At 68.8% G+C, this 25,047-nt stretch carries 27 protein-coding genes; 10 read left to right on the forward strand and 17 right to left on the reverse strand.

From position 1 onward, the window contains the following. The first annotated feature begins 49 nt into the window (after positions 1-49). Positions 50-652, forward strand: coding sequence for a TetR/AcrR family transcriptional regulator (locus tag ASD47_RS21545; RefSeq protein WP_056761118.1), 603 nt, complete (start codon positions 50-52; stop codon positions 650-652). Here the strand turns inward: ASD47_RS21545 and ASD47_RS21550 are convergent. The 7 genes from ASD47_RS21550 to ASD47_RS21580 form a co-directional block, all read right to left on the reverse strand. Next, positions 649-840 carry a hypothetical protein gene (locus tag ASD47_RS21550; RefSeq protein WP_056761121.1) on the reverse strand — a complete coding sequence of 64 codons (192 nt, stop codon included), beginning with the start codon at positions 838-840 and terminating at the stop codon, positions 649-651. The two genes, ASD47_RS21545 and ASD47_RS21550, sit on opposite strands and share 4 nt — an antisense overlap. A gap of 216 nt (positions 841-1,056) precedes the next feature. Continuing rightward, on the reverse strand, positions 1,057-1,383 hold the full coding sequence (locus tag ASD47_RS21555) for a GIY-YIG nuclease family protein (RefSeq protein WP_056761125.1): 327 nt from the start codon (positions 1,381-1,383) through the stop codon (positions 1,057-1,059). 212 nt (positions 1,384-1,595) lie between these two features. Continuing rightward, the gene (locus ASD47_RS21560) at positions 1,596-3,203 is read right to left on the reverse strand and encodes a serine hydrolase (protein WP_056761128.1); all 1,608 of its coding nucleotides are present in this window, start codon (positions 3,201-3,203) and stop codon (positions 1,596-1,598) included. Between the two features lie 37 nt (positions 3,204-3,240). After that, the gene (locus ASD47_RS21565) at positions 3,241-3,660 is read right to left on the reverse strand and encodes a hypothetical protein (RefSeq protein WP_156402372.1); all 420 of its coding nucleotides are present in this window, start codon (positions 3,658-3,660) and stop codon (positions 3,241-3,243) included. A gap of 258 nt (positions 3,661-3,918) precedes the next feature. Next, entirely contained in the window at positions 3,919-4,494 is a 576-nt protein-coding gene (locus ASD47_RS21570; RefSeq protein WP_056761134.1) for an SH3 domain-containing protein, read from the reverse strand. A gap of 317 nt (positions 4,495-4,811) precedes the next feature. Further along, entirely contained in the window at positions 4,812-5,384 is a 573-nt protein-coding gene (locus tag ASD47_RS21575; protein WP_056761139.1) for a hypothetical protein, read from the reverse strand. A 122-nt stretch (positions 5,385-5,506) separates the two neighbouring features. After that, complete coding sequence (locus ASD47_RS21580; protein ID WP_056761143.1) at positions 5,507-6,133, reverse strand: glutathione S-transferase family protein; 627 nt, start codon at positions 6,131-6,133, stop codon at positions 5,507-5,509. Between the two features lie 104 nt (positions 6,134-6,237). Between ASD47_RS21580 and ASD47_RS21585 the strand changes: the two genes are divergently transcribed. Beyond that, positions 6,238-7,932: an acyl-CoA dehydrogenase family protein gene (locus tag ASD47_RS21585; protein WP_056761146.1), complete on the forward strand. Its 1,695-nt coding sequence runs from the start codon at positions 6,238-6,240 to the stop codon at positions 7,930-7,932. Positions 7,933-8,001: 69 nt separating this feature from the next. Here ASD47_RS21585 and ASD47_RS21590 read toward each other — a convergent pair whose 3' ends face one another. Continuing rightward, positions 8,002-8,946, reverse strand: a complete 945-nt coding sequence (locus tag ASD47_RS21590) for an MBL fold metallo-hydrolase (RefSeq protein WP_235526066.1) — start codon at positions 8,944-8,946, stop codon at positions 8,002-8,004. A gap of 417 nt (positions 8,947-9,363) precedes the next feature. On the opposite strand from ASD47_RS21590, the gene ASD47_RS21595 reads away from it, so the two are divergent. Beyond that, positions 9,364-9,717 carry a hypothetical protein gene (locus tag ASD47_RS21595; RefSeq protein ID WP_056761149.1) on the forward strand — a complete coding sequence of 118 codons (354 nt, stop codon included), beginning with the start codon at positions 9,364-9,366 and terminating at the stop codon, positions 9,715-9,717. A gap of 3 nt (positions 9,718-9,720) precedes the next feature. Here ASD47_RS21595 and ASD47_RS21600 read toward each other — a convergent pair whose 3' ends face one another. The 4 genes from ASD47_RS21600 to ASD47_RS21615 form a co-directional block, all read right to left on the reverse strand. Further along, on the reverse strand, positions 9,721-10,221 hold the full coding sequence (locus ASD47_RS21600) for a type II CAAX prenyl endopeptidase Rce1 family protein (RefSeq protein ID WP_056761152.1): 501 nt from the start codon (positions 10,219-10,221) through the stop codon (positions 9,721-9,723). 75 nt (positions 10,222-10,296) lie between these two features. Beyond that, on the reverse strand, positions 10,297-10,716 hold the full coding sequence (gene arsC, locus ASD47_RS21605; protein ID WP_056761156.1) for an arsenate reductase (glutaredoxin): 420 nt from the start codon (positions 10,714-10,716) through the stop codon (positions 10,297-10,299). Continuing rightward, a complete protein-coding gene (locus tag ASD47_RS21610) occupies positions 10,713-11,387 on the reverse strand; it encodes an MIP/aquaporin family protein (protein WP_056761159.1) in 675 nt (224 codons plus the stop codon). The genes arsC and ASD47_RS21610 overlap by 4 nt, the downstream gene beginning before the upstream one ends. Next, a complete protein-coding gene (locus ASD47_RS21615) occupies positions 11,384-11,752 on the reverse strand; it encodes a helix-turn-helix transcriptional regulator (protein WP_056761163.1) in 369 nt (122 codons plus the stop codon). Before ASD47_RS21615 ends, ASD47_RS21610 begins: the two co-directional genes overlap by 4 nt. Positions 11,753-11,926: 174 nt before the next feature. Here ASD47_RS21615 and ASD47_RS21620 point away from each other — a divergent pair, with 174 nt between their 5' ends. Next, a complete protein-coding gene (locus tag ASD47_RS21620) occupies positions 11,927-13,462 on the forward strand; it encodes a M48 family metallopeptidase (RefSeq protein ID WP_056761166.1) in 1,536 nt (511 codons plus the stop codon). Positions 13,463-13,598: 136 nt separating this feature from the next. Here ASD47_RS21620 and ASD47_RS21625 read toward each other — a convergent pair whose 3' ends face one another. Continuing rightward, the gene (locus ASD47_RS21625; protein WP_056761169.1) at positions 13,599-15,125 is read right to left on the reverse strand and encodes a hybrid sensor histidine kinase/response regulator; all 1,527 of its coding nucleotides are present in this window, start codon (positions 15,123-15,125) and stop codon (positions 13,599-13,601) included. A gap of 185 nt (positions 15,126-15,310) precedes the next feature. On the opposite strand from ASD47_RS21625, the gene ASD47_RS21630 reads away from it, so the two are divergent. Both ASD47_RS21630 and ASD47_RS27160 read left to right on the forward strand, forming a co-directional pair. Beyond that, entirely contained in the window at positions 15,311-15,643 is a 333-nt protein-coding gene (locus ASD47_RS21630) for a hypothetical protein (RefSeq protein ID WP_056761170.1), read from the forward strand. Positions 15,644-15,690: 47 nt separating this feature from the next. Next, on the forward strand, positions 15,691-15,837 hold the full coding sequence (locus ASD47_RS27160; RefSeq protein WP_163232720.1) for a hypothetical protein: 147 nt from the start codon (positions 15,691-15,693) through the stop codon (positions 15,835-15,837). A 91-nt stretch (positions 15,838-15,928) separates the two neighbouring features. Here ASD47_RS27160 and ASD47_RS21635 read toward each other — a convergent pair whose 3' ends face one another. From ASD47_RS21635 to ASD47_RS21645, 3 genes are all read right to left on the reverse strand, one after another. Beyond that, the gene (locus ASD47_RS21635; protein ID WP_082564743.1) at positions 15,929-17,194 is read right to left on the reverse strand and encodes a M56 family metallopeptidase; all 1,266 of its coding nucleotides are present in this window, start codon (positions 17,192-17,194) and stop codon (positions 15,929-15,931) included. After that, on the reverse strand, positions 17,191-17,553 hold the full coding sequence (locus tag ASD47_RS21640; RefSeq protein WP_056761173.1) for a BlaI/MecI/CopY family transcriptional regulator: 363 nt from the start codon (positions 17,551-17,553) through the stop codon (positions 17,191-17,193). Before ASD47_RS21640 ends, ASD47_RS21635 begins: the two co-directional genes overlap by 4 nt. 207 nt (positions 17,554-17,760) lie before the next feature. After that, the gene (locus tag ASD47_RS21645; RefSeq protein WP_056761175.1) at positions 17,761-20,583 is read right to left on the reverse strand and encodes a TonB-dependent receptor; all 2,823 of its coding nucleotides are present in this window, start codon (positions 20,581-20,583) and stop codon (positions 17,761-17,763) included. A gap of 527 nt (positions 20,584-21,110) precedes the next feature. Between ASD47_RS21645 and queC the strand changes: the two genes are divergently transcribed. The 3 genes from queC to ASD47_RS21660 all read left to right on the forward strand — a co-directional run bounded on the left by queC (position 21,111) and on the right by ASD47_RS21660 (position 23,062). After that, positions 21,111-21,866, forward strand: a complete 756-nt coding sequence (gene queC, locus ASD47_RS21650; protein WP_056761178.1) for a 7-cyano-7-deazaguanine synthase QueC — start codon at positions 21,111-21,113, stop codon at positions 21,864-21,866. A 123-nt stretch (positions 21,867-21,989) separates the two neighbouring features. Beyond that, positions 21,990-22,622 carry a 7-carboxy-7-deazaguanine synthase gene (gene queE / locus ASD47_RS21655; protein WP_056761181.1) on the forward strand — a complete coding sequence of 211 codons (633 nt, stop codon included), beginning with the start codon at positions 21,990-21,992 and terminating at the stop codon, positions 22,620-22,622. A 74-nt stretch (positions 22,623-22,696) separates the two neighbouring features. Beyond that, positions 22,697-23,062, forward strand: a complete 366-nt coding sequence (locus ASD47_RS21660; protein ID WP_056761183.1) for a 6-carboxytetrahydropterin synthase — start codon at positions 22,697-22,699, stop codon at positions 23,060-23,062. A 167-nt stretch (positions 23,063-23,229) separates the two neighbouring features. Here the strand turns inward: ASD47_RS21660 and ASD47_RS21665 are convergent, their stop codons facing one another. Beyond that, positions 23,230-23,682, reverse strand: coding sequence for a hypothetical protein (locus tag ASD47_RS21665; RefSeq protein ID WP_056761186.1), 453 nt, complete (start codon positions 23,680-23,682; stop codon positions 23,230-23,232). A gap of 234 nt (positions 23,683-23,916) precedes the next feature. On the opposite strand from ASD47_RS21665, the gene aroC reads away from it, so the two are divergent. Next, positions 23,917-25,041: a chorismate synthase gene (gene aroC, locus ASD47_RS21670; RefSeq protein WP_056761188.1), complete on the forward strand. Its 1,125-nt coding sequence runs from the start codon at positions 23,917-23,919 to the stop codon at positions 25,039-25,041. Positions 25,042-25,047 lie beyond the last annotated feature (6 nt).

Genomic DNA, 25,047 nt, shown 5'->3' on the forward strand with positions numbered 1-25,047 from the left:
CCGCCCCCGGAACAATAAAAGCGACGCAGACTATCCGGGGGGAAAGTGCGTGGGCGTGAGAGACGATCAGAAACAGGCGACGCGCGAAAAAGTGCTTGAGGCGGCGCGCGACCTGTTCAACGAGACGGGGTACGAAGAGACCACCATCCGGGCCATCGCCGAACGGGCGGGGGTTTCGGTCGGCAGCGTGTTCACCACCTTCGCGTCCAAGGCGGAGGTGCTCAGCCATGTCATGGATCGGCGCCTGGGCGAGCTCTATGCCGAGTTCGACCGGGTCGTGCCGTACCTGCGCGGCTCGACGGCGGATCGGCTTTGCTCGATCTTCGCCATCCACTACGAGTTCGAAACCCGGCGGGTGAAGCTGTTCCTGGCCCACATCGCCGCCTCCTACAGCCCCAGTCCGGATCCGGGCGTCACGCCCTACGGCCGCAACGAGCGCCTGACCCAGATGCTGCGCGAGGTGCTGGAGGAGGGAGTCGCCCGTGGCGACGTCCGCCCCGACCTGGACCCGCAACTGGTCATCGACCTGCTCAAGGCCGCCTATGCCTGGAACTACCGTCTGGCCGCCAGCCGCCAGGCCTCGGCGACCGAACTGTCGGCGACGATGGACAAGCAGATCCAACTGATCGCCGAGGGGTGGCGGCCGGTTTAGCCCAGGGCGCGCAGGATCGCCGCCATCGCCTGCTGGAACGTCTTGAGCAGGGCCGCGACGCCGCTGGTCGTCTTGAAGGCGTAGATCATCACCGCCGTCAGGCTCAGCACCAGCGCGTTCTCGACCGCCGCCCCGCCGGTTTCGGTTTCGGCGAAGGCGCGAGGGGGACGACGACGGCTGGGCGGCATGGCGTGTGCTCTTTCGGGACGAACGCCGTGCAACCTGCAATTGTCGGGCTGGGGTTGGGTCGGAACGCCCGTCATCCTCGAACTTGTTCCGAGGACCCCTAGGTCCGCCTAGTCGCCGTCGCAGGTTCTGCCGCGATCTCACCGCCCCACGGATCGACCTTCACCTCGGTTGAAGCAGGGGTCCTCGGAACAAGTCCGAGGATGACGAGGAGGGGATCACACCTGGCGCGGAACCGGCGTCCAGTTGACGATCGGGTCGAACAGGTCGTTCCAGCAGGGATTATCCCGCTCGATCAGGTTGATCTTCCAGTCCCGCACCCAGTGCTTAAGCGTCTTCTCGCGCTGGATGGCCTCGGTCATCGAACCGAACGTTTCGTACCAGACTAGACGATGAAGGCCGTATTGCTTGGTGAAGCCGTCGAAGACGCCCTCGCGATGCTTGATGACGCGGCTGATCAGGTCGCTGGTCACGCCGATATAGAGCGTGCCACGATAGTGGTCGCTGAGGATGTAGACGGCGATCCAGGGATAACGCTCCTCCATGAGGAGAGTTTGCGATCAATGTTCGTGTTCTGCAAGTGTTCTGGTTGTCGCGGCCCGCACCCCCACCGCCGTCATCCTCGGACTTGTTCCGAGGGCCCCTGGTCCAGCTGAGAAGAAGGATGATCCGTGGAGCGTAGAGGTCGCGGCCAGACCTGTGACGGCAACTAGGCGGACCCAGGGGTCCTCGGAACAAGTCCAAGAATGACGGGGGATCAGATCTTCACCAGCTTCAGATCCTGATAGTCATACGAAAAGTCCGCCAGGGGCGAGACCGCGCGCATCGTGGCCCCGGTCACCGCGCCGTCCTTGACCGAAAACACCACGAAGGCGTCCTCCTGCGAGCGGTCGTCGAAGCGGGTCTTGAAGGTGTCGCCGTCGAAGGTTTCCAGGGCGCCCTTCAGCGCTGGGGTCTTGTCGAAGGCGATCTTCAGCGACGTCTTCTTGCCCTTCCCAGCGACGGAAACCGTCACCGCGCCGTACCAGGGATCGCGATAGGTCCCGGCATAGGCCGCCAGCGGCAGGGTGGGAGGCGCGCCGCCGCCCTTGGGGGTCATGGCCTCGGCCGCGTCCTTGACCAGCTTGGCCTCGGACTCGGCCTGGACCTTCTTGCTGGAGGCGATCCAGTCGAAGTCGCTGCGCCCCTGCAGCCGGTCGGGGCCGCCGTAGCGCAAGCTGCGGAAGACCGGCGTCTCCTCGGCGTTGGTCATCACCATGATCCCCGACTTCCGGCCCGGCAGCAGGCCGGTATAGGAGATGAAGCCGGCCAGGCCGCCGGTGTGCCAGACGATCTTCTCGCCGCGGTGGTCGTTGACGAACCAGCCCAGGGCGTAGGCCTGCAGGCTGGCGCGCACGGGATTGTCGGCGATCGGGCCGTCGGACCAGGCGGTGATGGTCTGGGGCTTCCACATCTCGCGGCCCGAGGCCTCGGTCCACAGCTTCACCCCGCCGGGCGTCGTGCCCAGGCCCAGCTGGACCTGCATCCACTTGCCGATGTCGCGCGGGCTGGCGTTGAGGCCGCCGGCGGCGCCGGCCGAGTCGAAGCTGCCGTCGAACGGCAGCACGGTCTGCGGACCCAGGCCGCGCACCGGCGACCCCATCCGCGCGTGCGGCTCGGCCCGCGGCCGGTTTCCGATCAGCGAGGGCAGGGGCACGCTGTCGGTCATCTTCAGCGGGTCCAGGATCCGCTTCTGGATGAACACCTCCCACGGCGCGCCGGTCAGGGCGGCGATCACCTCGCCGGCCGCCACGTACAGCACGTTGTCGTAGGCGTAGCCGCCCCGGAACTGGCCGCCGATCGGCAGGTATTTCAGCCCCGCGACGATGTCGGCCCGCGTGTGGGTGGGATTGGGCCAGATCATCAGGTCGCCGGCCCCCAGGGTCAGGCCCGAGCGGTGACACAGCAGGTCACGCACGGTCATCAGCCGGGTGACGATCGGGTCGCTCATCTCGAAAGCGGGCAGGTATTTGGTGACCGGGTCGTCCCAGGCCAGCTTGCCCTCCTCGACCAGCATGGCCAGGGCGGCGGCGGTGAAGGCCTTGGTGTTGGAGGCCACGCCGAACAGGGTGGAGTCGGTGACCTTGTCGGGCCCGCCCAGACGGCGCACGCCATAGCCCTTGGCCAGGGTGATCTCGCCGTCCTCGACCACGGTGATCCCCAGGCCCGGCTCGTCGGGGAAGGCCGCCATGACCTCCTGGGCGAACTGGTCGACGGCCGCCCCGGCCTTGCCCGTCTGCCTTGCCAAAGCCGGCCTGGCCAGCGCCGCGGCCCCGACGGTGGCGAAGGCCGACAGCAGGGCGGCGCGGCGGGTCGGGGCGATCATGGAGGCGTCCTGGATGAAGTCAGGGGCGCACTGAAGCCTAGCCGTGGGTCGGCGGCAAGGCGGCAGGCGCCTTCGTCCTCGGCTTGCTGCGTCGCCAGGTGTCGGTCAGCACCACCGCGAACATCGCCACGCCGGCTAGGGTCATGGCGTAGCCGATGGCCGAGGCGCCATTCCAGACGCGGAAGGCGGCCAGAGGATCGGACGACCAATCAGCCAGCAAGGCGACGAACAACGCCGGCGACAAGATCAGCAACGCGCCGCCGGCCGAGAAGGCAAGGTGAGTGTAGCCCATCCAGCCCCGATAACGGGCACCCGCCAGCGCCAGAACACCGTAGAGGATCGCGAAGATCGAGAGCATGCCCGCCAGGCCGAGCGAATAGTGAAACCCTTGTCTCACATAGGAAAAGTCGTCGCCGATCGCGCCTGGGACCGGCAGGGTGTTCGTGGTGGTTCGCAAGGGAGATCCGACGAGGCTCACCAAGGCGGCCATCGACAGCCACAGGGCCGTCATCCTGAACCGCCCCCAGAAACTTCCGCCGCGCTCACCCATCTTGCACCCGTTCCGACACCCCTGTCGGGCAGCCTATCACCGCGCGACCCGGACGCCAGGCGCGAACAAGCCCGCCTGCCGGGAGGGCAGACGGGCTTGCCGTACTGGGCCTGACGCTAAGCGGCCCCTGTCGGGGACAGGCGCAGGCGCCTGTCCCCAGTGGTGTTACGCCCGGTAGACGTAGGCGCTGGAGACGTAGCCGACGCCGACGCCGTCCTGGCCGACCAGGATCCACTTGCCGTCGCCGGTGCGGCCCAGGGCCTGGAAGGTCTCGCCGGCCTGGACCGAGCCCAGGGCCTGGGCGCGGGTCGAGGCGCCGCTACGCAGGTTCAGGGTCGAGCGGGCGACGTACTTGCCCTTGATCTTGGTCATCGGGGCGGCTTCGACCGAGCTGGCGACGCGGATGCCGTTGCTGGTGTAGACGCCGCCGGCGTTGTTGGCCGCCCGGCTCTTCTGCATCTGGCAGCCGGCGTAGGAGCCCGCGCCCGCGCCGACCACGGCGCCGATGGCGGTGCCCGTGCCGCGGTCGTGCTTGGCCAGCTTGTTGCCGGCGACGGCGCCGAGGACGCCGCCGAGCACGGCGCCGACTTCCTGCTTGCCGCCCGAGGCGTCGCAGCCGACGACCCCGCCCAGCTTCTGCGACATGGCGCTGGCGGCGGTGGGCGCCGCGACCATGGTCAGGGCGGTGGCGGCCATGGCCAGGCTCAGCGAAATCGTCTTGGTGGCGGTCATGATGGTCATGGTCTTCTTAGTCCTTCGTCCCTTGATGGTGCGGAGCCGTCGGCCCCGTGAGACGCACTATGCCAAGGCGAAGCTGAACGGCGCCGTCAGGTCGAATGACAGATTTCGTTCATGTACGATTTTTTGACGATCGGGACGCCGGCGGGCCGACGCCGTCCGCACCCCAACCGCCTACACCGACTTCTCCTGGGCGTGGCCGATGCGCCGTGAGGTATGGCCGTCTTTCTGGGGGAGAGCGCTCCACTCCGCCGGCCAGGGCGCAAAGAAAAAGCCCCCTCCGTGAAGAGGGGGCTTCGTCGTTTCGAGAATCCGAAAGCCTAGTTGGCCGTGCCGACCGGCGCGGCGGCCGCGGCCGGAGCCGCCGTGGCTGGCGCGGCGGCCGGGATCACCGGAGCGCCCGGCAGCTCCACCGAGGCGTCGGCGTCGGTGAAGATGGTCATCCGCTGGCCGGGTTTGATCTCGACGTCCTTGCCGTGCTTGATCAGGCCCAACGGGCCGAACAGCACGGTCAGGGTGATCGTCGTGCCGTAGCGCGCGTCGCCCTCCGCGCCCTTCTGGCCGCGCAGCTTGATCTTGGTGTCGCCGGCCTTGATGTAGTCGAAGCGGACGTTCAGTTCTCCCGGCTTGCCCATCATGCCCTTCTTCTTGGCGTGGGTGACTTCCCCCGCGCCCTTCAGGCCGGCCGGCAGCTTCGTGCCGTCGGCCAGGACGATGTCGTCGACCAGGCTGATCGAGAAGCGGTCGCCCTCGTGGCTGGTGTCCGACGACAGCTTGTCGTCGACGCTGATCACCACCTCGGTGCCTTCCGGCACCTTGACGGTCTGGGCGTGGGCGGTGGTCGCGGCCATGGCGAACAGCGCCGCGACGGCGGCTTTATGGAACAGTTTCAAAGATATTTCCCCCGCGGGCCCCATCCCGCGCGCCCACCTAAGCCGATATCGTCAAGCTTGTGAAGCGCGGGTGAGCGCTGGTCTGTGTGTAACTCTGGCGCGAGGGGGGCTTCCTGGCGCGCCTAGTCCCCCAACCCGTACGGTCCGCTCTTGGCCAGCGCCGCCTGCCAGGCCGGCCGCGCGTGCATGCGGCCGATCCAGGCCTCGAGGTTCGGATAGTCGGCCAGCTTGCCGTGCGCCTTGGCGACCTCGGCCACGAAGCTCATCTGGATGTCGGCCCCGGTCAGGGCGTCGCCGACGAAGAAGTCGCGGCCGGCCAGGGCGGCGTCGACATAGGCCAGGTGGTTGGCGATCTCGCTCTCGATGCGCGGATGCAGCGGCGCGCCGGCCGCGCCCAGCCGGCCGACATACAGCCGCAGCAGCAGCGGCAGCATGGCCGAGCCCTCGGCATAGTGCAGCCACTGCTGGTAGGCGTCGTAGTCGGGGCTGGCCGGGTCGGGCGCCAGCCGGCCGCCGGCGTGGCGGCGGATGACATAGTCGGTGATCGCCCCGCTCTCGATGATCGTCGCCGCCCCGTCGGTCAGCACCGGCGACTTGCCCAGCGGGTGGACGTGCAGCAGGGCCGGCGGCGCCAGGCGGGTCTGGGGGTCGCGCTCGTAGAAGCGGATCTCGTAGGGCAGGGCCAGCTCCTCCAGCAGCCAGAGGATCCGCTGCGAGCGCGACTCGTTGAGGTGATGGACGACCAGCATGTTTCTTCCCTCGATGAGTCGTTATGCTGCGCTGCGGCATTGCTCGCAGCTGCGAAAGACTCCACAGTGGAAGAAAACAACTGTTTGGCGCACGGGAGCAAGCCATGACCGGGACGGTCGCCCAGGAAACTCCGAAGTCCCTGATCCTGCCGGGCCTGACCATGCTGCTGCGCGAGGCGGCCGGCGCGGCCCAGCAGTTCGTGGCCGAGGCCCGACCGGCCGTGAAGGCGGCGATCAGCGGGCCGGACGGCAAGATCGACCGCGCCCTAGCCGACGAGCGCCAGCACCAGGTGCACGGCTATGGCTGGTACGCCGCCTATGCCGAGCTGATGAACCAGGTCGCCGGCTGGGCCGAGCGGCTGGAGGCTGAGGGCCGGTTCGGCGAGGTCGAGGCCCTGCTGGCCCAGCTGCTGTTTTCCGAATACTGCGCCCAGCTGGTCGGCGGCGTGCCGATGAACCAGGGCGAGATCGTCCGCCCCGCCCACCTGGTCACCGATCGTTCGGTGCTGAACCGGCTCTATTCCAACGGCCTGATGAAGCTGATGGTCGAGGGCGGCACGCAGCCGGTGAAGACCCGCATCGCCCGTCGTCTGGCCGAGGCGCGCGGTCGCCCGACCCTGGAGCGGACGGGGCTGGACGAGACCTTCGAGATGGTCCGCGACCAGTTCCACGCCTTCGCCGAGGAAAAGGTCACCCCCTTCGCCCAGGACTGGCACCTGAAGGACCAGCTGATCCCGATCGAACTGGTCGAGGAACTGGGCGCCCTGGGCGTGTTCGGCCTGACCATCCCTGAAGAGTACGGCGGCAGCGGCATGGGCAAGACCGCCATGTGCGTGGTGTCCGAGGAACTGTCGCGGGCCTGGATCGGCGTCGGCTCGCTGGCCACCCGCTCGGAGATCGCCGGCGAGCTGATCCTGACCGGCGGGACCGAGGCGCAGAAGCAATACTGGCTGCCCAGGATCGCCGACGCCTCGATCCTGCCGACGGCGGTGTTCACCGAGCCCAACACCGGCTCGGACCTGGGGGCTTTGCGCACCCGCGCCGAGCTGAAGGGCGACCAGTACGCGGTGACCGGGAACAAGACCTGGATCACCCACGCAGCCCGCGCCGACGTCATGACCCTGCTGGTCCGCACCGACCCGGCCACCAGCGACTATCGCGGCCTGTCGATGCTGCTGGCGCCGAAGCCGCGCGGCGTAGACGGCGACGACTTCCCGGCCGAAGGGATGAGCGGCGGCGAGATCGGGGTGATCGGCTATCGCGGCATGAAGGAGTACGAGCTGGGCTTCGACGGCTTCGCCGTGCCGGCCGCGAACCTGCTGGGCGGCGTCCCGGGCCAGGGCTTCAAGCAGCTGATGGCCACCTTCGAGAGCGCCCGCATCCAGACCGCCGCCCGCGCCGTCGGCGTGGCCCAGGCGGGGCTTGAGACCGGTCTGGCCTACGCCCTGGACCGCCAGCAGTTCGGCCAGGCGATTTTCGAGTTCCCCCGCGTCCACAACAAGCTGGTCATGATGGCGGCCGAGATCATGGGCGTGCGCCAGCTGACCTACTACGCCGCCCGCCAGAAGGACGAGGGCAAGCGCTGCGACCTGGAGGCGGGCATGGCCAAGCTGATCGCCGCCCGCGTCGCCTGGGCCGCCGCCGACAACGCCCTGCAGATCCACGGCGGCAACGGCTTCGCCCTGGAATACGCCGCCAGCCGCCTGCTGGCCGACGCCCGGATCCTCAACATCTTCGAGGGCGCCGGCGAGATCCAGGCCCAGGTCATCGCCCGGCGGCTGCTGGAGGAGGGGAACTAGGAGCCGGTCGCGCCGAAGCGCTGGGTGGGCTCAATCGGTCGCCGTAACACAGTCAGCCAAGGTCTCCGCCTAGGGCGTCTCCGGGATCCAGACGAACCCGTCGCCCTGCGCCTTCACGCGGCCAACGCCTGGATAAGGGAAGTGGACGGCGTAGAGCCGCAGGTTCTGGTCGGCCGCGCGCCGCAGCAGGGCGCGGCGGCTGGCCTGGGCGGTCGGCGCATCGCCGTCGAACTCCACGGTCCATTCCGGCTTTTGCACCGAGATGACGAAGTGGTGCGCGCTGTCGCCGATGTAGAGCAGGCGATCTGGCCCCGACGCGACTTCGTAGGCGCTGTGACCTGGGGTGTGCCCGTTCACCGGCACGGCGGTGACCAGGCCTGGCAGGACGGCGGCGCCGGGGGCGAAGGCGATGACCTTGGGCGCGATGGCGGCCGCAAGCGCGGCCTGGTCCTTGTTGGCCCTCATGGCCGCCCATTCCGGCGCGGAGAGGTGAATGGCGGCGTTGGGGAAGGCGAGCCCGCCGCCCGAACCCAGGAGCCCGCCCACGTGATCGGGATGGGCGTGCGAGATGAAGATGTCGGTGACCTGGGCGGGGCCCACGCCGGCGGCGCGCAGGGAGGCCTGGATATGGCCGCCGCGGGCGAAGCTGGCGTCGCCGGCCCCGGTGTCGAACAGCAGGACCCGGGCGCCGCTGCGCACCAGGAGCGGCTGGATTCCGAGCTCCAGCTGGTCCTGCCGCAGCCCGTTCGCCTTAAGCACCGCCGCCACTTCGGCTGGCGAATGGCCCAGGCCGAAGGTCTTCCCGTCGTTCGCGATGGTGATGGTTCCGTCGAACAGGGCCGCGGCCTCGAGCGACCCGATCTTGAAACGGGTGACGCCGTGCGCGGGTATGGCCGATGCGGCGGGCGGCGTGGCCGGGCTGGCAGGCTGCGCCTGAATCGGGTCGGCATGGGCGGCTGTCGTCACGGCGAGAAGCCCCGCCAGACCCAGATTGCGCAAGACGTGGATGGGCAAGAGCGAGCATCTCCAAGTTGAACCGGGGATATGGGCCCGCTGAACAGCGACGCTAGATGGCGATCGAGATTTCGGCTCGCTTGTTGCGCCGCACACAAGAAAAAGGCCCGCGAACGGGGTTCGCGGGCCTTTTCGATGCGGCGGCGGAAAGCGGCCGTTTGGGTCGGCTTCAGGCGGCGGCGCGTTGCGCCTTGATGGCCGAAAGGGTCAGGACGATCAGGCTGAGCATGGGTTTTTCCGGTTCGAACCGAGACGTCGCTTGACGCCTCCAACAACGCTCATATAGATGACAACGTTGTCATTTTCAAGGTTCAATGCTGCGGTGCAGCGTCGCAGGGCGGGCCTCCGCCACGTCCTCGTCGACCGCGGAGAGCCGGGGCCTCTTGGCGTGCGCCGCCGGCTTCCCATCTTGGACCCATGACGCCCGTTCTTCGTCCCGCCACGCTCGCCCTGGTCGCGGCCTTCGCCCTGGTTGGCGCCGCCCAGGCCGAGGTCCGGCCGGCCGTTGCGCCCAAGCTGTCGCTGGCCCCGGCCAAACCGCTGGACCTGGCCGCGCCCGGCCTGCCGGTGCTGTATTCGCGTGCGCCGGCCCCGCTACCGCCCGGCGTGGCGCGGACCTCGATCGAGGGCAAGGTCGCCGGCGACGCCCTGCTGGGCGCGGGCCTGCTGTGCGGCCTCAAGCCCAATGCCGACGACAGCGGGGCGGGCCGCGCCCGCGGCTACGACCCCGACGGCAAGTTCGTCGGCGCCAAGCTGGCGTTCAGCTTCTAGGCCTCACAGCCGCACCCCGCCCAGCCAGGTCTGCCAGACCACCACGAAGCCGCCGTGCAGGATCACCGCCGGCCACAGCGAGCCGGTCCGCCACCGCATCAGCGCGCAGCCCAGGCCCAGGATCGCCGTGCAGGCCAGGAAGTCCGGGCGCAGGAACATCGTCGCCTTCGGCATGAAGGTCAGGGCCTCCAACGGGTGCCAGGCGACATAGAGGGCGGTCGAGAGCGCGATGGCCGTCCAGGGCCGGCCGGCCTCGTCGCGGGCCGGGACCAGCAGGCCGCGAAAAGGGATCTCCTCGCCCAGGGCCGGCACGAACAGCACGGTCAAGAGCCGCAGCGGCAGGCCGGGCTCGGCCGGGGTCACGGCATAGAGGCCGGTCGAGAAGCCCAGGGCGGCCATCGCCCCGCCCGTGACTGCGGCGACCAGCCCGCACAGCGCCCAGCCGCGCGCGTCGGGCAGGGTGGTCAGGGCGCGGCGCATGCGGCGGAGCGGGGTCGAGCGCATGCCCCACCCTAGGGCTGAATCGAAAATACAGAAGCGCTCGTCCGGGGTGGCGACGCTATTGGGTCGGATAAGCTCTCAGCCCAACGCCACCACCTCGCCGTCCTCCTTGGTGAAGCTGGCGGGCTTGCGATCCAGCAGGTTCAGCACCGTCTCGGACGGCCGGCACAGTCCGACGCCCTTGGGGGTGACCACCAGCGGGCGGTTGACCAGGATCGGGTGGGCGACCATGGCCTCCACCAGGCGGTCCTCGCCGACGCCTTCGTCCAGCAGGCCCAGCTCGGCGGCGGGCGTGCCCTTCTCGCGCATCAGGTCGCGCACGGAAAGGCCCGCTCGCCCGGCCAGGTCGCGCAGCTGGTCGGCCGTCCAGCCGGCCTTCAGGTATTCCACCACCGTCGGCGCATAGCCGGCCGCCTGGACCATGGCCACCACGTTGCGCGAGGTGCCGCAGGCGGGGTTGTGGAAGATCGTCACGGGGAAGTCGGGGGCGTCGGTCATGGGGTCTGCTCGTCTTTCAGAAGCCAGCCGAAGACTGCCGCCGCGACCAGCGCGCCGGCCGCCTGGGCCAGGATGAAGACCGCAACGCCCGAGGGGGCGATGCCGGCGAAGGTGTTGCTGAGGCTGCGGGCGATCGTCACCGCTGGGTTGGCGAATGATGTCGAGGCCGTGAACCAGTAGGCGGCGGTGATGTAGAGGCCGACGGCCACGGCTGTGAAGTCCGGGCGGAACCGCACCGTGCCCAGGATGGTGGCGACCAGGCCGAAGGTGGCGACGAACTCGGCGAAGGCCTGGGCCGGGCCGAGACGGGTCTTGGTCGAGACCTGCCAGATCGCCTCGCCGAACATGGCGTGGGCGCACCAGACGCCGAGCACCGCGCCGGTCAGCTGGGCCGGCGGATAGGCCAGGGCCGTGCGCCAGGGCAGGTCGCGCCGGAGGGCGGCCACCAGGGTGACGGCGGGGTTGAAATGGGCGCCCGAGAGCGGTCCGAACACGGTGATCAGCACGACCAGGGCCGCGCCGGTGGCCAGGGTGTTGCCCAGCAGGGCGATGGCGACATTGCCGCCGGCCAGGCGCTCGCCCATGATTCCGGAGCCGACCACCACGGCCAGCAGCAGTCCCGATCCCAGCGCCTCGGCGGCCAGGCGGCGCGGCAGGGAGACCGTGGTCACGACGGCCGCGGCGGCGAGCAGGCCACGCCGCAGTCGGCGGCCCTGGCCAGGATGTCGCCCAGCGGGGCGCAGATCTCCGGCGCGCTGGCGCAGCAATCCGCCATCAGGAAGCCCAGCAGGCCGCTCATGGCCGCGAAGTCGGCCGAATAGACGATCGACCGCCCCTCGCGGCGCGAGACGATCAGGCCGGCGTGCGACAGGACGTTGAGATTGGCCGACAGGGTGTTGGGCAGGCTGTCCAGCCGCCGCGCGATCTCGCCCGCCGCCACCCCGGCCGGGCCCGCCTGGACCAACAGGCGGAAGATGGCCAGGCGCCCCTCGTGGCCCAGGGCGGACAGACTGGCGACGGCGGCTTTCGATTCCATATTTCCAATATGATCGAAATATGAGGCGGATCAAGGACGATCTTGGAGCCGCGTTGATGACCGAGTTTCCCGCCCTGCAGCCTGAGCCGCGGGGCAGGCGTTCGGTCCGCTTCGTCGCTTGAGTTTCGTCGCGGCTCCGGACTAACCTCAGGTCGAGTGGCTTTGGGGGTGGGCATGATCAAGTGGAGCGCGGCGGCCGAGGGAGCCGATCGGCGGAGCGTGGTGCTGGGACTGCTGGCCTTGTCAGCCGCGGGCGAGACGGCGCGAGCCGAGACAGCGCCGACCGGCTCCTGGCGCCGGGCGGAGACCTCGCGGTTCGTGATTCAGGGACCTGTCGGCGAGGACGTGCTGCGCGATTACGCCACCCGGCTCGAGGACTTCGACATGGTTCTGCGGTCCATGCACGGCTTGCCGATCAACGCCGCGCCGCCGCGCAAGCTGGACATCTACCTGGTGCGCGGCGCGGCCATGATGCGCCGCGCGAGGCCGGACGCCGACGAGACCCTGCGCGGCTACTATGTCGCCGACGCGGCCGGCATCGCCTGCGTCGCCACCGTCGGCCGGGCCAAGGAGGCCGAGAACGACGACGTGATGCTACACGAGTACGTGCACCACTTCATGAAGCAGTACTTCAACTTCGCCTATGCGCCCTGGCTGGTCGAGGGCTACGCCGAGTACTTCATGACAACGGACATCCGCGGCGACAGCATCGTCGTCGGCAAGTTCAATTCGAACCGGGCCGCGTGGTTGATGCAGAGCGACTGGCTGCCGCTGGACAAGCTGCTCAGCGAGCGGCCCCGGGTCGGCGACCCGAAATGGGTCAACTACTATCCGCAGGCCTGGCTGCTGACCCACTACATGATGAGCGATCCGGCCCGCTACGCCCAACTCCAGGCCTATATGAAGGCGGTCGGCGGCGGCGCGCCGTCCGTCCCGGCGATGGAGGCGGCGACCGGCAAGACCTTGGCCGTCCTGCAGAAGGACCTGCGTGACTACACCCGCACCCAACTGCCGGTCAGCGCCTTCACCCGCAAGCGCAGCCGACCGGTCGAGGTGACCGTGACCGCGATGCCGGCCTCGGCCGACGACCTGCTGCTGGAGACGGTCCGCATGATTTCGCCGGTCGGTGACACGGCGGCGCGCAAGGCCTTCGCCGAGGACATCGGCAAGCGCGCCGCCCGCTATCCGGGCGATCCCCTGGCCGAACGGGCCCTCGCTCGGGCCCGGTTGCAAGCCGAGGATTTCGTCCTCGCCCAGGCGGTGATCGACCGGCGCCTGGCCGCCGCGCCGGACGACGTCGAGGCGCTGGAACTGAAGGCCCTGACCCTGATGGCGATGGGCGACGCCGATCCCGTCCAGCAGCCGGCGCTCTACAAGCAGGCCTCGCTGGTGCTGGGACAGGCGTTCAAGATCGACGGCGCCCGCTACCAGATCCTGCTGGCCTACGCCCGCAGTCGCTCGCTGTCGCCGGGCTATCCCAGCGACAATGTGATGGAGGGGCTTCTGCTGGCCGCGGAACTGGCGCCGCAGGTGGCGGACGTGACGCTGCAGGCGGTGCAGGCCCTGGCGATGCGGGGCGACTATGCGCGCGCGGTCGTGCTGCTGCGGCCGCTGGCCAACGATCCGCACGGCGGCGGCGCGACCTTGCGGGACCTGCTGGCGCGCATGGAGGCCGAGGCGGCCAAGGCGACGGGCAAGGCAGGTCAATAGTCGCAATTCGGAAGCGAAAACCTCGTCCTTCGCCAGGCTCAGGATGAGGTTTTCGACTGCCGAGGCCTAAACAGTGGTCCTCATCCTGAGCTTGTCGAAGGACGAGGACCAAGCGCGGCGTCGCAGACGCCAAGCCCTAGGCGGCGGCCTCGGCGTCCTCGTCCTCGTCGGCGCCCAGCAGGGCCGACAGGACCACGGCCAGGCGCTCGGGCTTGATCGGCTTTTCGACCACGTCCTGCATGCCCGCGGCGATGTAGGTGGCCACGTCGTTGGGGTCGGCGTTGGCGGTCAGGGCGACGATCGGCGCCGACCCGGCTCGTCCGGGCAGCTCGCGGATGGCGCGGGTGGCGGTGACGCCGTCCATGCGCGGCATCTTGATGTCCATCAGGATCAGGTCGAAGCGGCCGGACTTGGCGGCCTCGACGGCCTCGACGCCGTCGACCACCTGCTCGGAGGTGCAGTCGAACATCTCGCACAGCGCCTCGGCGACCATGCGGTTGGTGGCGTTGTCGTCGACGATCAGGATGTGGGCCGAGCGGGCGTCCATCATCGGCTCGTCATCGGCCTCGGTCGCCAGCGTCGCGGCGGGCACGGTGAGGGTGAACTGCAGGGTCAGGCCGGCGCCCAGATTGGCCTCGGCGCGCAGCGGACCGCCCATGGCCCGGGTCAGGCCGTGGGCCAGGGCCATACCGACGCCCAGGGCCAGTTCGTTGCGGTCTTCCATGCTGGCCATGCCCAGCGGGTCGAACACCCGGGCCAGGCGGACCTCGGCCGAGCCCGCGGCGTTGTCGCGCACGCGGGCCTCCAGCTTCAGGCCGCCCTCAACCGGGCGGGCCTTGAGGCTGGCCTCGATCACCCCGCGGCCATGGGCCAGGGCGCTCTCGATCAGGGCGTCGAACACCTGCAGCACGCGGTCGGCGTCGATCAGGGCGGCGGCTTCCGGGTCGCCATCATAGGAGAACAGCAGGGTGCTGCCGCCCTCGGCGGCGCGCGGCGCCCAGCGGGCCTCGACGGCGTCGCTGAGGTCGCGCAGCAGGGCGGGAGCCGGCGACAGCGTCAGGCCGCCGGTCGCCGCGCGGCGCAGGTCCATGGCCCGGCCCAGGACCAGGCTCATGTCGCGGCTGGTGTCGCCGATGGCCCGGACATAGGCGCTGGCGTCGGGCGTCAGTCGCGACTGCTCCAGCCGCTCGGTGAAGGCCAGCACGCCGTCCAGGTGGCGGCCGATGTCGTGGGCCATGCGCTCGACCAGGGCCATGGCCTCGTCGGCCTCGCGCTGGCGGCGGCGATGCGAGGTGAGCAGCGAGTTGAGCCCGCCGACGCCGACATAACCACCGGTCTCGTCGACGCCGACATAGGCGCTGCGGAAAACGGGGGTGGCGCTGCGGGCGATGCGTTCGACGAACTCGGTCACGCACAGGTCGGCGGCGACGGTGCGCGGATTGGCGTCCATGACCTCGGCGACAGGACGCTGCGCCAGGTCGGGCGCAACGGCCATCTGACCCAGGAACACGTCGCGATAGACCAGGCCGACCGGCTTGCCGTCCACCGCCACGGCCAGGGCGGCGAGGGTGGCATGGACGTCGAACAGCGCCCGGACCTCGGCGCACAGGGTCGCGGGGTCGATCGGGGCTCGGCGGTCGATAAGGCGGGCGAGCGTGTCCATGCAGCCATTCGGCGAGGCGTCGTTGGGATTTCACCTTCGCCGCTTGGCGTTGCGGAGTCGTAAATGGCCGGCGTGTTTGGCGAGCTTCACCTGCGACCGGTTGTCCCTGGGGCGCCTTCGGGACTTGAACACGTAAGATGGGCCCGCGGCTTTCCTGACCCCGAGAATTGGGACAGGATGGAAGGATGACGGGTGGACGCGCGAAGACCGGCGGATGGGTGCGGGGGCTGATGGCCCTGTGCGCGCTCCTGCTGTTCGCCGCGCCGCTGACGCCCGCCGTCGCCGCGATGTCCAAAGGCGATTGCTGCGCCGAGGCGCCGTGCCACGACCAGGGCGACCACGATCGGGACGGAAAGGCGCCCTGCCCGGACGCCTGCGTGCTGGCCTGTCACGTCCTCGCGGCGCCCGAGACCGCGATCACGGGGCCGGCCGAGATCGGGGCCTCGCCCGTCGCGTCCATGAACGCCCTGCCGCCTGCGGGCCGCGACCCGGCCCCGGAGCTTCCGCCGCCCCGATGACGCCCCGTTCAGACGAGAACCCATCCCTCTGAAATCGGAAAATCATCATGAAACGCATCTTCTCGACCGCAGCCTTCATGCTGCTGGTTTCCGCCACGGCCGCCTACGCCGCCGCGCCGGACGCCGTGACCAAGGCTGTCCAGGCTTGCTGCGCCCTCGGCGCGGCCTGCTGCAACGGCGGTCCTTGCTGCTGATCTAGCCTCTTGAGCTAGACGGGGACGCCCGCTCCATTAGGGGCGGGCGTTTTCGTGTCCGGACAGGCTGTAGGCCTCGTCAGAAAAGGCTCTAGCTCGCCGAATCTGGAGCCGGCTTGGCGAGCTCGGGCGAGTCCGAACTCACCGGCGCCAGGTCGGGGGCGCGGACGAACACGACCGGGATGCGGACCGTGCCGCCGGCCGTCGGCTTGCCGTCGAGATCGTTGGCGGCCATCCGGAAATGGCTGGCGAGCTGGATCGTGGCCTCGCCGAAGCCGTACTGCGCCGGCTCCTCTTGCCGGACCCGACAGTTGTCCAGGCGGCCCTCGCCGGTGATCCCGCAGTCGATCACCACCTTGGCGGCGCCGACCCCGGCCGTGATCGCCGCTTTCGGATAGTAGCGCGCCATGTCCTCGCCGCCGGGGCGCTGGATCCAGACGGGCGCGGCGACGGTGGGCTTGGGCGGATTGGCGGCCCAGACCGCGCCGGCGGCGGTCAGGCCCACCGCGCCCACCAGCACGGCGCCGAACGCCTTGCGATACGGAGTCGTCGAAGTGATCTGCAGCATCATCAGTCTCTCCTTCAGGGGATGGGGGCCCGCAGCGGGCCAGTAGCAGCCGAACGGCGGCGAAACGGGGGTCAGGGCGCTGCTCAGCAGGGCCTCGGCGTAGAGACGGCGAGCATCGGGATGACGTTCGACCACGACCGCGTCGCAAGCGATCTCCTGGTCCATGCGCAGGCGCCGAGCGGCCAGGTGCGCCAGGGGATTGAACCAGGCCAGGCACCGCGCGACGACGACCAGGGCGTTCACGAGCGCGTCGCCCCGCGCCAGGTGCACGCGCTCGTGGGCCAGGACGAGCTCGCGCGCCGCGCCCTCGAAGCGGGCGTCGAAGTCGGCGGGCGCGACGATGCGGGGCCGCAACGCGCCCAGCAGCAGCGGACCGGCGCCGGTGTGCTGGCCCAACAGCAGGGCGGGATCGGAGGGCGACGGGACCAGGCGACCCAGGCCGCGGACGAAACGGGCCTGGCGCATGGCGAACAGCGCCGCCGCCCCGATGGCGCCGGCCGCCCACAAGGCCAGCAGAAGGTCCGACACCTGCCGCGCCTGGCGCGCGATCGGCCTGGCCTGCCTGGCGGCGTCGGCGAGCAGGGAGACCACCGGGGCCATGGCTCCGGTAGGGGGCAGGGCGGGCAGCAGGCCGGCCAGCAGGCACAGCGGAACGGCCAGCCACAAAGAATAGGCCGCCGCCGGGCCAAACGCCCGGCGCACCGGGCGCCGCAGGGCCAGGACCAGCAGGAGCCCGATCGTCAGGGCCAGTTGGCCGCGCCCCAGCAGGGACAGGACCGCGCCGCTCATTTGCCGATCTTCTCGATCAGGGCCTTCAGCTCGGCGACGTCCTGCTCGCTCAGCTTGTCGCTATCGGAGAAGTGGGCCACCAGCGGGGCCAGTCGACCGTCGAACAGGCGGTCCAGCAGGCCCTGGCTCTCGCTGCCGACATAGGCCTTGCGCGAGACGAGCGGCGAATAGAGATAGCGCCGCCCCTCCGGAGTCGCGCCGACCGCCTTCTTCTTCAGCAGGCGGCTGATCAGCACCTTCACGGTGCCCTCGGTCCAGCCCTGGGGCGCACAGACCTCGGCCATGATCGCCTCCGAGGTCAGGGGGCTGCGCCGCCACAGCGCCTCCATCACCACGCTCTCCGCCGAACTGATCTTCATGGCCGCGCCCTTCGATGACAACTGTCACCCATGTGACGTTGACAGTTGTCATCGATCTCGTCAACCGGCGATCGCCGAAAGGTGGAGGCGCCAATTCGGAAGGCGGCCGACACTGGAAAGTCGGTGTTTCGCGATCGATCGTCGGCCAAGGAAAAGGGCGGCGGATCGCTCCGCCGCCCTTCCGGTTCGCCGTTCGTGCGACGGCGTCTAGAACGACTTGGTCACGCCCACGCCGTAGAGGCGCGGTTCCAGGGTGATCAGGTTGGTGAACAGGCCCGAGCTGTCGTCGGTGGTGTAGGCGTCGGTGATCGGCGTCTTGTTGCTGAGGTTCTTGACGTAGGCGTCGATCTGCAGGCCCCAGTCCGGCTTTTCGATCTTCAGCGTGATGTTGGCGTTGTTCCACGACTTCAGCTGGTCGTAGGCGGTGTTGTAGACGCGGGTGAACTGCTTGCTCTGGTGGTAGTAGTCGCCGCGCAGGGTGGCCGACCAGCCGTCCGCGAAGTCCCAGGTGTACTGGGCGCCGGCCGAGGCGGTCCAGTGCGGCGAGTTGGGCAGCTGGTTGCCCGACAGGTCGGTCGCCGCGCCTTCGATCGTATAGCCGGCGCCGTAGTTGTAGAGGCCGGTGCCGAAGGCCAGGCCCTGGGCCTGGGCCTGCGAAGCGCCGCGGCTTTGCAGGAAGGCCTGATAGACGGCGGGGCCGCCGCAGGCGAACGGCAGGGTCCCACCCTGGCCCAGGGCGATGACCGTCGCCACGCCGCTGGTGGTCAGCACGCAGTTGGAGCCCACCGCGACATTGGGCAGGCTCGGGCCCGCCTTGACCACGGAATAGGCCGCGTTGCTCAGGGTGCGGTTCATGGTGTCGATCGACGACACGCCCTTGCCGATCTTGGTGTCCAGGTAGCCGAGATTGGCGTTGAGCCGCAGGTTGCGCACCGGCGACCAGACCGATTCCAGCTCCATCCCCCAGACCGTGGCGTTGACGTTCTCGTTGACCGAGGTGCGGTTGACGATCTTGGAGATCTGATAGCCCTGGTAGTCGTAGTAGAAGCCGGTGGCGTTCAGCATCAGGCTGCCGCCGGCCAGGGTGTTCTTCGAGCCCAGTTCGAAGGCGTTGACGAACTCCGGATCGAACTGCGGCTTGACGCTGGCCGAGCCGGCGGCCGCCGGCGGGTTCGAGCCGCCGCCCTTGTAGCCCTTCGAATAGAAGGCGTAGAGCAGGTTGTCGTCGCTGAGCTTGTAGTCGAAGCCGAAGCGGCCGGTCAGTTCGTTGAAGACCGACTTCTCCTGCGGCGTGGTGGTGCTCTGCTTCAGGCCGATGCCCGGCGACAGCAGCACGGTGTCATAGACGTCCAGCCGCTTGTCGTCGTGGGTGCGGCGCAGACCCAGGGTGAACTTCAGCTTTTCGTTGGCCTGCCAGTAGAGCTCGCCGAACAGGGCGTTGGACTTCAGGTGATAGGGCGAGCGGTTGTCATAGTAGTTGTGGCCGCTGCCGTCCGGCGTGGCGTTGGTGTCGATGCCGATGCAGGTGGTCGGCTGGGTGACCGGGTTGCAGTTGGGGTTGCCGGTGTTCTGGAAGTTCAGCGCCAGGGCCGACAAGGTCAGCGAATTGCCGATCACGTAATAGTCGGTGACGGTCTTGTAGTCGAAATAGATGCCGCCGAAGTTGAAGTTCAGCGGACCGTCGAAGTTCGACTGCAGCCGGACTTCCTGACTCCACTGCTTGGAGTTCCCGGCCGAGATGTCCAGGGTGGTGAACAGGTTGGTCCGGCCGATCTGCGGGTCGGTGAAGAAGCCGCCGGGCGTGAAGGGCGTGTTGTTGAACGGGATCGTCGAGACGTTCCGGTTGTAGTCCAGCTTCGTATAGACCTTGCCCTTGCTGTACGAGGTCATGGCCGTGAAGGTCAGGTTCTCGGTCAGATCGTAGGCCAGGTTGAACTGGTAGATGTCGGACTTGGAGCGGTAGATCGGATCGAACAGCGACTCGATTTCCCGCAGGTTGCGGCTGGCGGTGTCGCCGGCGTTGGCGTCGCCGCTGGTGAAGCCCACCAGATTGCCCAGTTCGCCGGTCAGGGTGCCGGAGGTGTTGACCGTGCCGTAGGCGCTGTCGCCGTACAGGGAGGCGGGCAGGCAGCCCTGGGTCAGGAAGGCGCGGGCCGCCCCGGTGGGCACGCCGCCCACGGTGGCCGGGCCGTTGTCCTTGGTGCACAGCTGCTTGCCGACGCGGGAGCGGCTGTCGTCCTCGTTGAAATGCTCCCACATGAAGTTGGTGCGCAGCGACTCGATGGGATTGAACATCACCGAGACGCGGGTCGAGTACAGGTCGCGGTCATCGACCTTGTGATTGTTGTAGGTGTTGGTGACGAAGCCGTCGCGCTTGAGCCAGTTGCCGGCCACGCGGACGGCCAGCTTGTCGCCCAGGATCGGCACGTTGATCATGCCGCGCAGCTTCTGGGTGCTGTAGTTGCCGGCCTCGGCCCGGATGTTGGCCTCGAAGGTGTCGACCGGCTTGGCGGTGATGATGTTGACCACGCCGCCGGTGGCGTTGCGGCCGTACAGCGTGCCCTGCGGGCCGCGCAGCACTTCCACGCGTTCGACGTCGAAGAACTCGGCGTCGAACAGGTTGCCCGTCTGAAGCGGGGCGTTGTTCTCGTGGACGCCGACGCCGCCGTCGGTCGACACCCCGACCGCCTTGTTGCCGATGCCGCGGATCGCGAAGTTGAAGCTGTTGGTGAAGTTGCCCTTGGCGAAGGTGACGTTGGGGATCGCCTGCTGCAGGTTGGGGCCGCCGTCGATCTTCTGCGCCTCAAGGGCGTCCTGGCTGAAGGCCGACACCGCGATCGGCACGTCCTGCAGGGCTTCTTCCTTCTTCTGGGCGGTGACGACCAGTTCCTCCAGCACGTTGCCGCCGCCCTGCTGGGCGGCCGGCTTGGCGTCGGATTGCTGGGCGAAGGCCGGAGCGGCGACGGCGGCCAGCACGGTCACGGACGCGCCCATGGCCAGCAGGCTCCGCATACGCAGAGATTGCGACATTCTATTCCCTCCCTGGACGTCGCGGGGCCTTATGGCGGCCCCTGCGGACGTCGTTTGTTTCCTCGGCGCCGTACTTTTGAACACTACGCGGGCGTACGGCCGACCCTTCGCAGCATCCGTCGATTGCATACTTGGCGTCTGGGGCTGTCAACCGGCCAAGGTCTAAGTAATCATTGATAGGTTACGCGTTTTCACTTTACGCCAGGGTGTATTCACCTGGATAAGGCAGGTTTTCAGCAAAATTAGAAAAGCCGGTCCGGCGCGTGACGTTGCGTCAAGCGTGGCTTCAGGCTGGAAAACCTTGGTGCGACCCCCAAAGGCGCGCGGCCCATAGTCGCCCATTCGCGCTGAAGGTACAGCCTAAATATCGCCGTTCGAAACAAATGTTTGGGCGTGATGGATCCGTGCAACTTAGCGGGAGCTGGGCGATCGGCGCCGGCGCGGCGTGGAAGGAGCTCGATGAGCCTTTCAGGCCCGCGCGCGTCCCGTCGGTCGTCAAGTCCGCGCGCCTGGTGTAGAGAGGCGCCATGTCCACTCCTGAAGTTTCCACCGCGTCCGGCGTTTCGCGCGCCGACGCCGCCCTGGTGCTGTTCTCCGGCGGCCAGGACAGCAGCGTCTGCCTGGCCTGGGCCCTGGAGCGCTACGCCCGGGTCGAGACCGTCGGCTTCGACTACGGCCAGCGCCACGTGATCGAGATGCAGGCCCGCCAGGCCGTGCGCCGCCAGATGGCCCAGCGTTTTCCGCATTGGGCCGAGCGCCTGGGCGAGGACCACGTGCTGGACCTGACCGGCTTCGGCGCGGTGGCCCAGAGCGCCCTGACCACCGACGTCGCCATCGAGATGACCGAGCGCGGCCTGCCCTCGACCTTCGTGCCCGGCCGCAACCTGGTGTTCCTGATCTACGCCGCCGCCTTGGCCGACCGCCGGGGCCTGGGGGCGCTGGTCGGCGGCATGTGCGAGACCGACTTCTCGGGCTATCCCGACTGCCGCCGCGACACGCTGGACGCCATGCAGGCCGCCCTGAACCTGGGCATGGACCGCGACTTCGTCATCGAAACCCCGCTGATGAAGCTGACCAAGGCGGAGACCTGGGCCCTGGCCAAGACCCTGGGCGGCGAGGACCTGGTCGACCTTATCGTGGTCGAGAGCCACACCTGCTACCAGGGCGACCGCGGCGAACTGCACGCCTGGGGCCACGGCTGCGGCGAGTGCCCGGCCTGCGAGCTGAGGCAGCGGGGGTATGAAGAGTGGGACGCGGCGGGGCGGGAGGTGCTTGGTGGGTGAAAATCTCGTCCTTCGACAAGCTCAGGATGAGGCTTTCATTTTGAGCGCCCGTGATCTCCAACCGTTCAGTAGCCCTCATCCTGAGCTTGTCGAAGGACGAGGGCGGGCCCGCGAGCGCCTGCAATGACCTACACCGTCAAGGAGATCTTCCTCACCCTGCAAGGCGAGGGCGGGCAGGCGGGCAAGGCGGCGGTGTTCTGCCGGTTCTCCGGCTGCAACCTGTGGAACGGCCGCGAGCAGGACCGCCACAAGGCCGTCTGCACTTTCTGCGACACCGACTTCGTGGGCACGGACGGCGAGGGCGGCGGCAAGTTCGCCACGGCCGACGCCCTGGCTGACGCGGTCGAGGCCGCCTGGATCGGCGGGCCGGACGACCGGCTGGTGGTCTGCACCGGCGGCGAGCCGCTGCTGCAGCTGGACGCGGCGGCCATCGCCGCCCTGCATGCCAGGGGCTTCATGATCGCCGTGGAGAGCAACGGCACGCTCAAAGCGCCCGAGGGCGTCGACTGGGTGTGCGTCAGCCCCAAGGCCGACGCCCCGATGGTCCAGACCTCGGGCCAGGAGCTGAAGCTGGTCTATCCGCAGGACAAGGCCATGCCCGAGCGCTTCGCGGCCCTGGATTTCGAGCGCTTCTACCTGCAGCCGATGGACGGTCCCGACCGCGAGCGGAACACCCAATTGGCCGTCGCCTATTGCCTTTCGCACCCACAATGGCGTTTAAGCGTCCAGACGCACAAATATCTCGGCCTGCCCTGACGGATAAGGCGCTCGACCTGGTGACAGGGTCGAGCCGCTAGAGCCTCCCAGGCCTTGTCAAAAGAAGTACCCTGATGAAGCCCGTCTTCGAGATCACGAAGGCCGCGCATTTCGACGCGGCCCACTATATCGAGCAAGGTCCCGCCGACCATCGCTACCGCAAGCTGCACGGCCACTCGTTCAAGGTCGAGGCCAGCGTCAAGGGCGCCATGCAGGACGCCGGCTGGGTCGCCGACCTCGACGGCCTGGACGCCGCCCTGAAGGCCGTCGCCGCCGAGCTGGATCATGGCCTGCTCAACGACCGCCCCGGCCTGGAGAGTCCGACCCTGGAGCGGATCTGCCTCTATTTCGCCGAGCGCCTGACGCCGCAGTTCCCCGGCCTGTCGCGCGTGGTGATCTCGCGCCCGACCATCGGCGAAAGCTGCGCCCTGGCGCTGTAGGGCGGCGGTCTGCGGCTTGGAACGACTGTCATCCCGGACGAGCGCGCAGCGCGAAGATCCGGGACCGGGGGCGACAGCTCAGAGCTTCCGGCGGTCCCGCATGGGCCCTCGGCGAGCTTGTCCGGGATGACAGGTTTTTTCAGGGCGATCCGGAGTCGATAGCCCGACTACCCGACCGGGCTCAGCACCTTGTACGCCGGCTTGGCCTTGGCGGCGTCGCCGCTGGCGACGGTGAACGACTTGTCGCTCCAGTAGATCTTCACGATCGCCGGCGCGCTGCTGTTGTACGACACCTCGTGCCATTCGCGGGTCGAGGAGAAGATGCTCAGATAGTAGACGTCGCCCGTCTGGTCCTCGAACGCCAGGTACATCGAGCCGCTGAAGGCGCCCTTGGGACCCTGGGCGTCGACCCGGACCTGGTAGCTGTAGATGCCGGCGATGGACTGCAGCTCGATCGCAAAGACCGTCCCGCCGTCGTTGGCCACCACGCAGTTCTGCGGGGAATTGCCGTTGACCGTGGCCGACTGGTTGGGCTGCATCCCGCCGGACGAGGTGGCGGTGTAGTAGCCGTTCTTGCACTCGCCGCAGTCGCCGTTGAAGTTCGCTGTGCCGGTGGTCATGTCCTCATGCTCCCTGTTTGGGCCCGGCTGCGCCGGGGCGCTACCTCAAGTACCAACGAGATGAAACGGTACTCTTGAGTTGCACAATATGCAACTATTGAGAGCTTAAGCATTATTGCCACTATTAGGTGCATCAATTCGGAATAGCGGGTCGAACATGCCCCGGCGGGGCGCCTCCCGCAGCAAGGCCGCCCAGGCTTTGCCCCCTCCCGCGCTTTCCGCTACACCGCGCCCATGTCGCACAACACCTTCGGCCACCTGTTCCGCGTCACCACCTGGGGCGAAAGCCACGGCCCGGCCCTGGGCTGCGTGGTCGATGGCGTTCCGCCCGGCATCGCCCTCACCGCCGAGGTCATCCAGGCCTTCCTCGACAAGCGCCGGCCGGGGCGGGGCAAGTTCGTCACCCAGCGCCAGGAGCCGGACGCCGTGCGCATCCTGTCGGGGGTGTTCGAGGACGAACGCAGCGACGGCCAGCGCACCACCGGCACGCCGATCAGCCTGATGATCGACAACACCGACCAGCGCTCCAAGGACTATGGCGAGATCGCCCAGGCCTTCCGGCCGGGCCATGCCGACTATCCCTATTTCGCCAAGTACGGCGTGCGCGACTATCGCGGTGGCGGGCGCAGCTCGGCGCGCGAGACCGCCGCGCGGGTGGCGGCCGGCGCGGTCGCCCGGCTGGTGATCCCCGGGGTCACGGTGCGCGCGGCCTTGGTCCAGATCGGCCCGCACGTCATCGACCGCGGCAACTGGGACTGGGACCAGGTCGAGCAGAACCCCTACTGGTCGCCGGACGCCGCGATCATTCCGGTGTGGGAAGAGCACCTGGAAAAGGTCCGCAAGGCGGGGTCCTCGACCGGCGCCGTCGTCGAGGTCGAGGCCGTGGGTGTGCCGGCCGGCTGGGGCGCGCCGCTGTATGGCAAGCTGGACGCCGAGCTGGCGGCGGCCCTGATGTCGATCAACGCCGCCAAGGGCGTTGAGATCGGCGAGGGCTTCGCCAGCGCGGCCCTGTCGGGCGAGGACAACGCCGACCAGATGCGGATGGGCGATGACGGCCCGGTGTTCCTCAGCAACCACGCCGGCGGCGTGCTGGGCGGCCTGTCGACCGGCCAGCCGGTGGTGGCCCGCGTGGCCTTCAAGCCGACCTCCTCGATCCTGACCCCGCGCGAGAGCGTCAACGAGGCCGGCGAAGAGGTCGACCTGCGCACCAAAGGCCGCCACGACCCTTGCGTGGGCATCCGCGGCGTGCCGGTGGTCGAGGCCATGACCGCCTGCGTCCTGGCCGACGCCTTCCTGCGCCACCGCGCCCAGACCGGCGGCGGGGCGTTCGTGCCGGGCGGTCAGGGCCGGAAGGGCTGACCACAA

The organism is Caulobacter sp. Root1472 (assembly GCF_001426985.1).
Lineage (GTDB): Bacteria > Pseudomonadota > Alphaproteobacteria > Caulobacterales > Caulobacteraceae > Caulobacter > Caulobacter rhizosphaerae.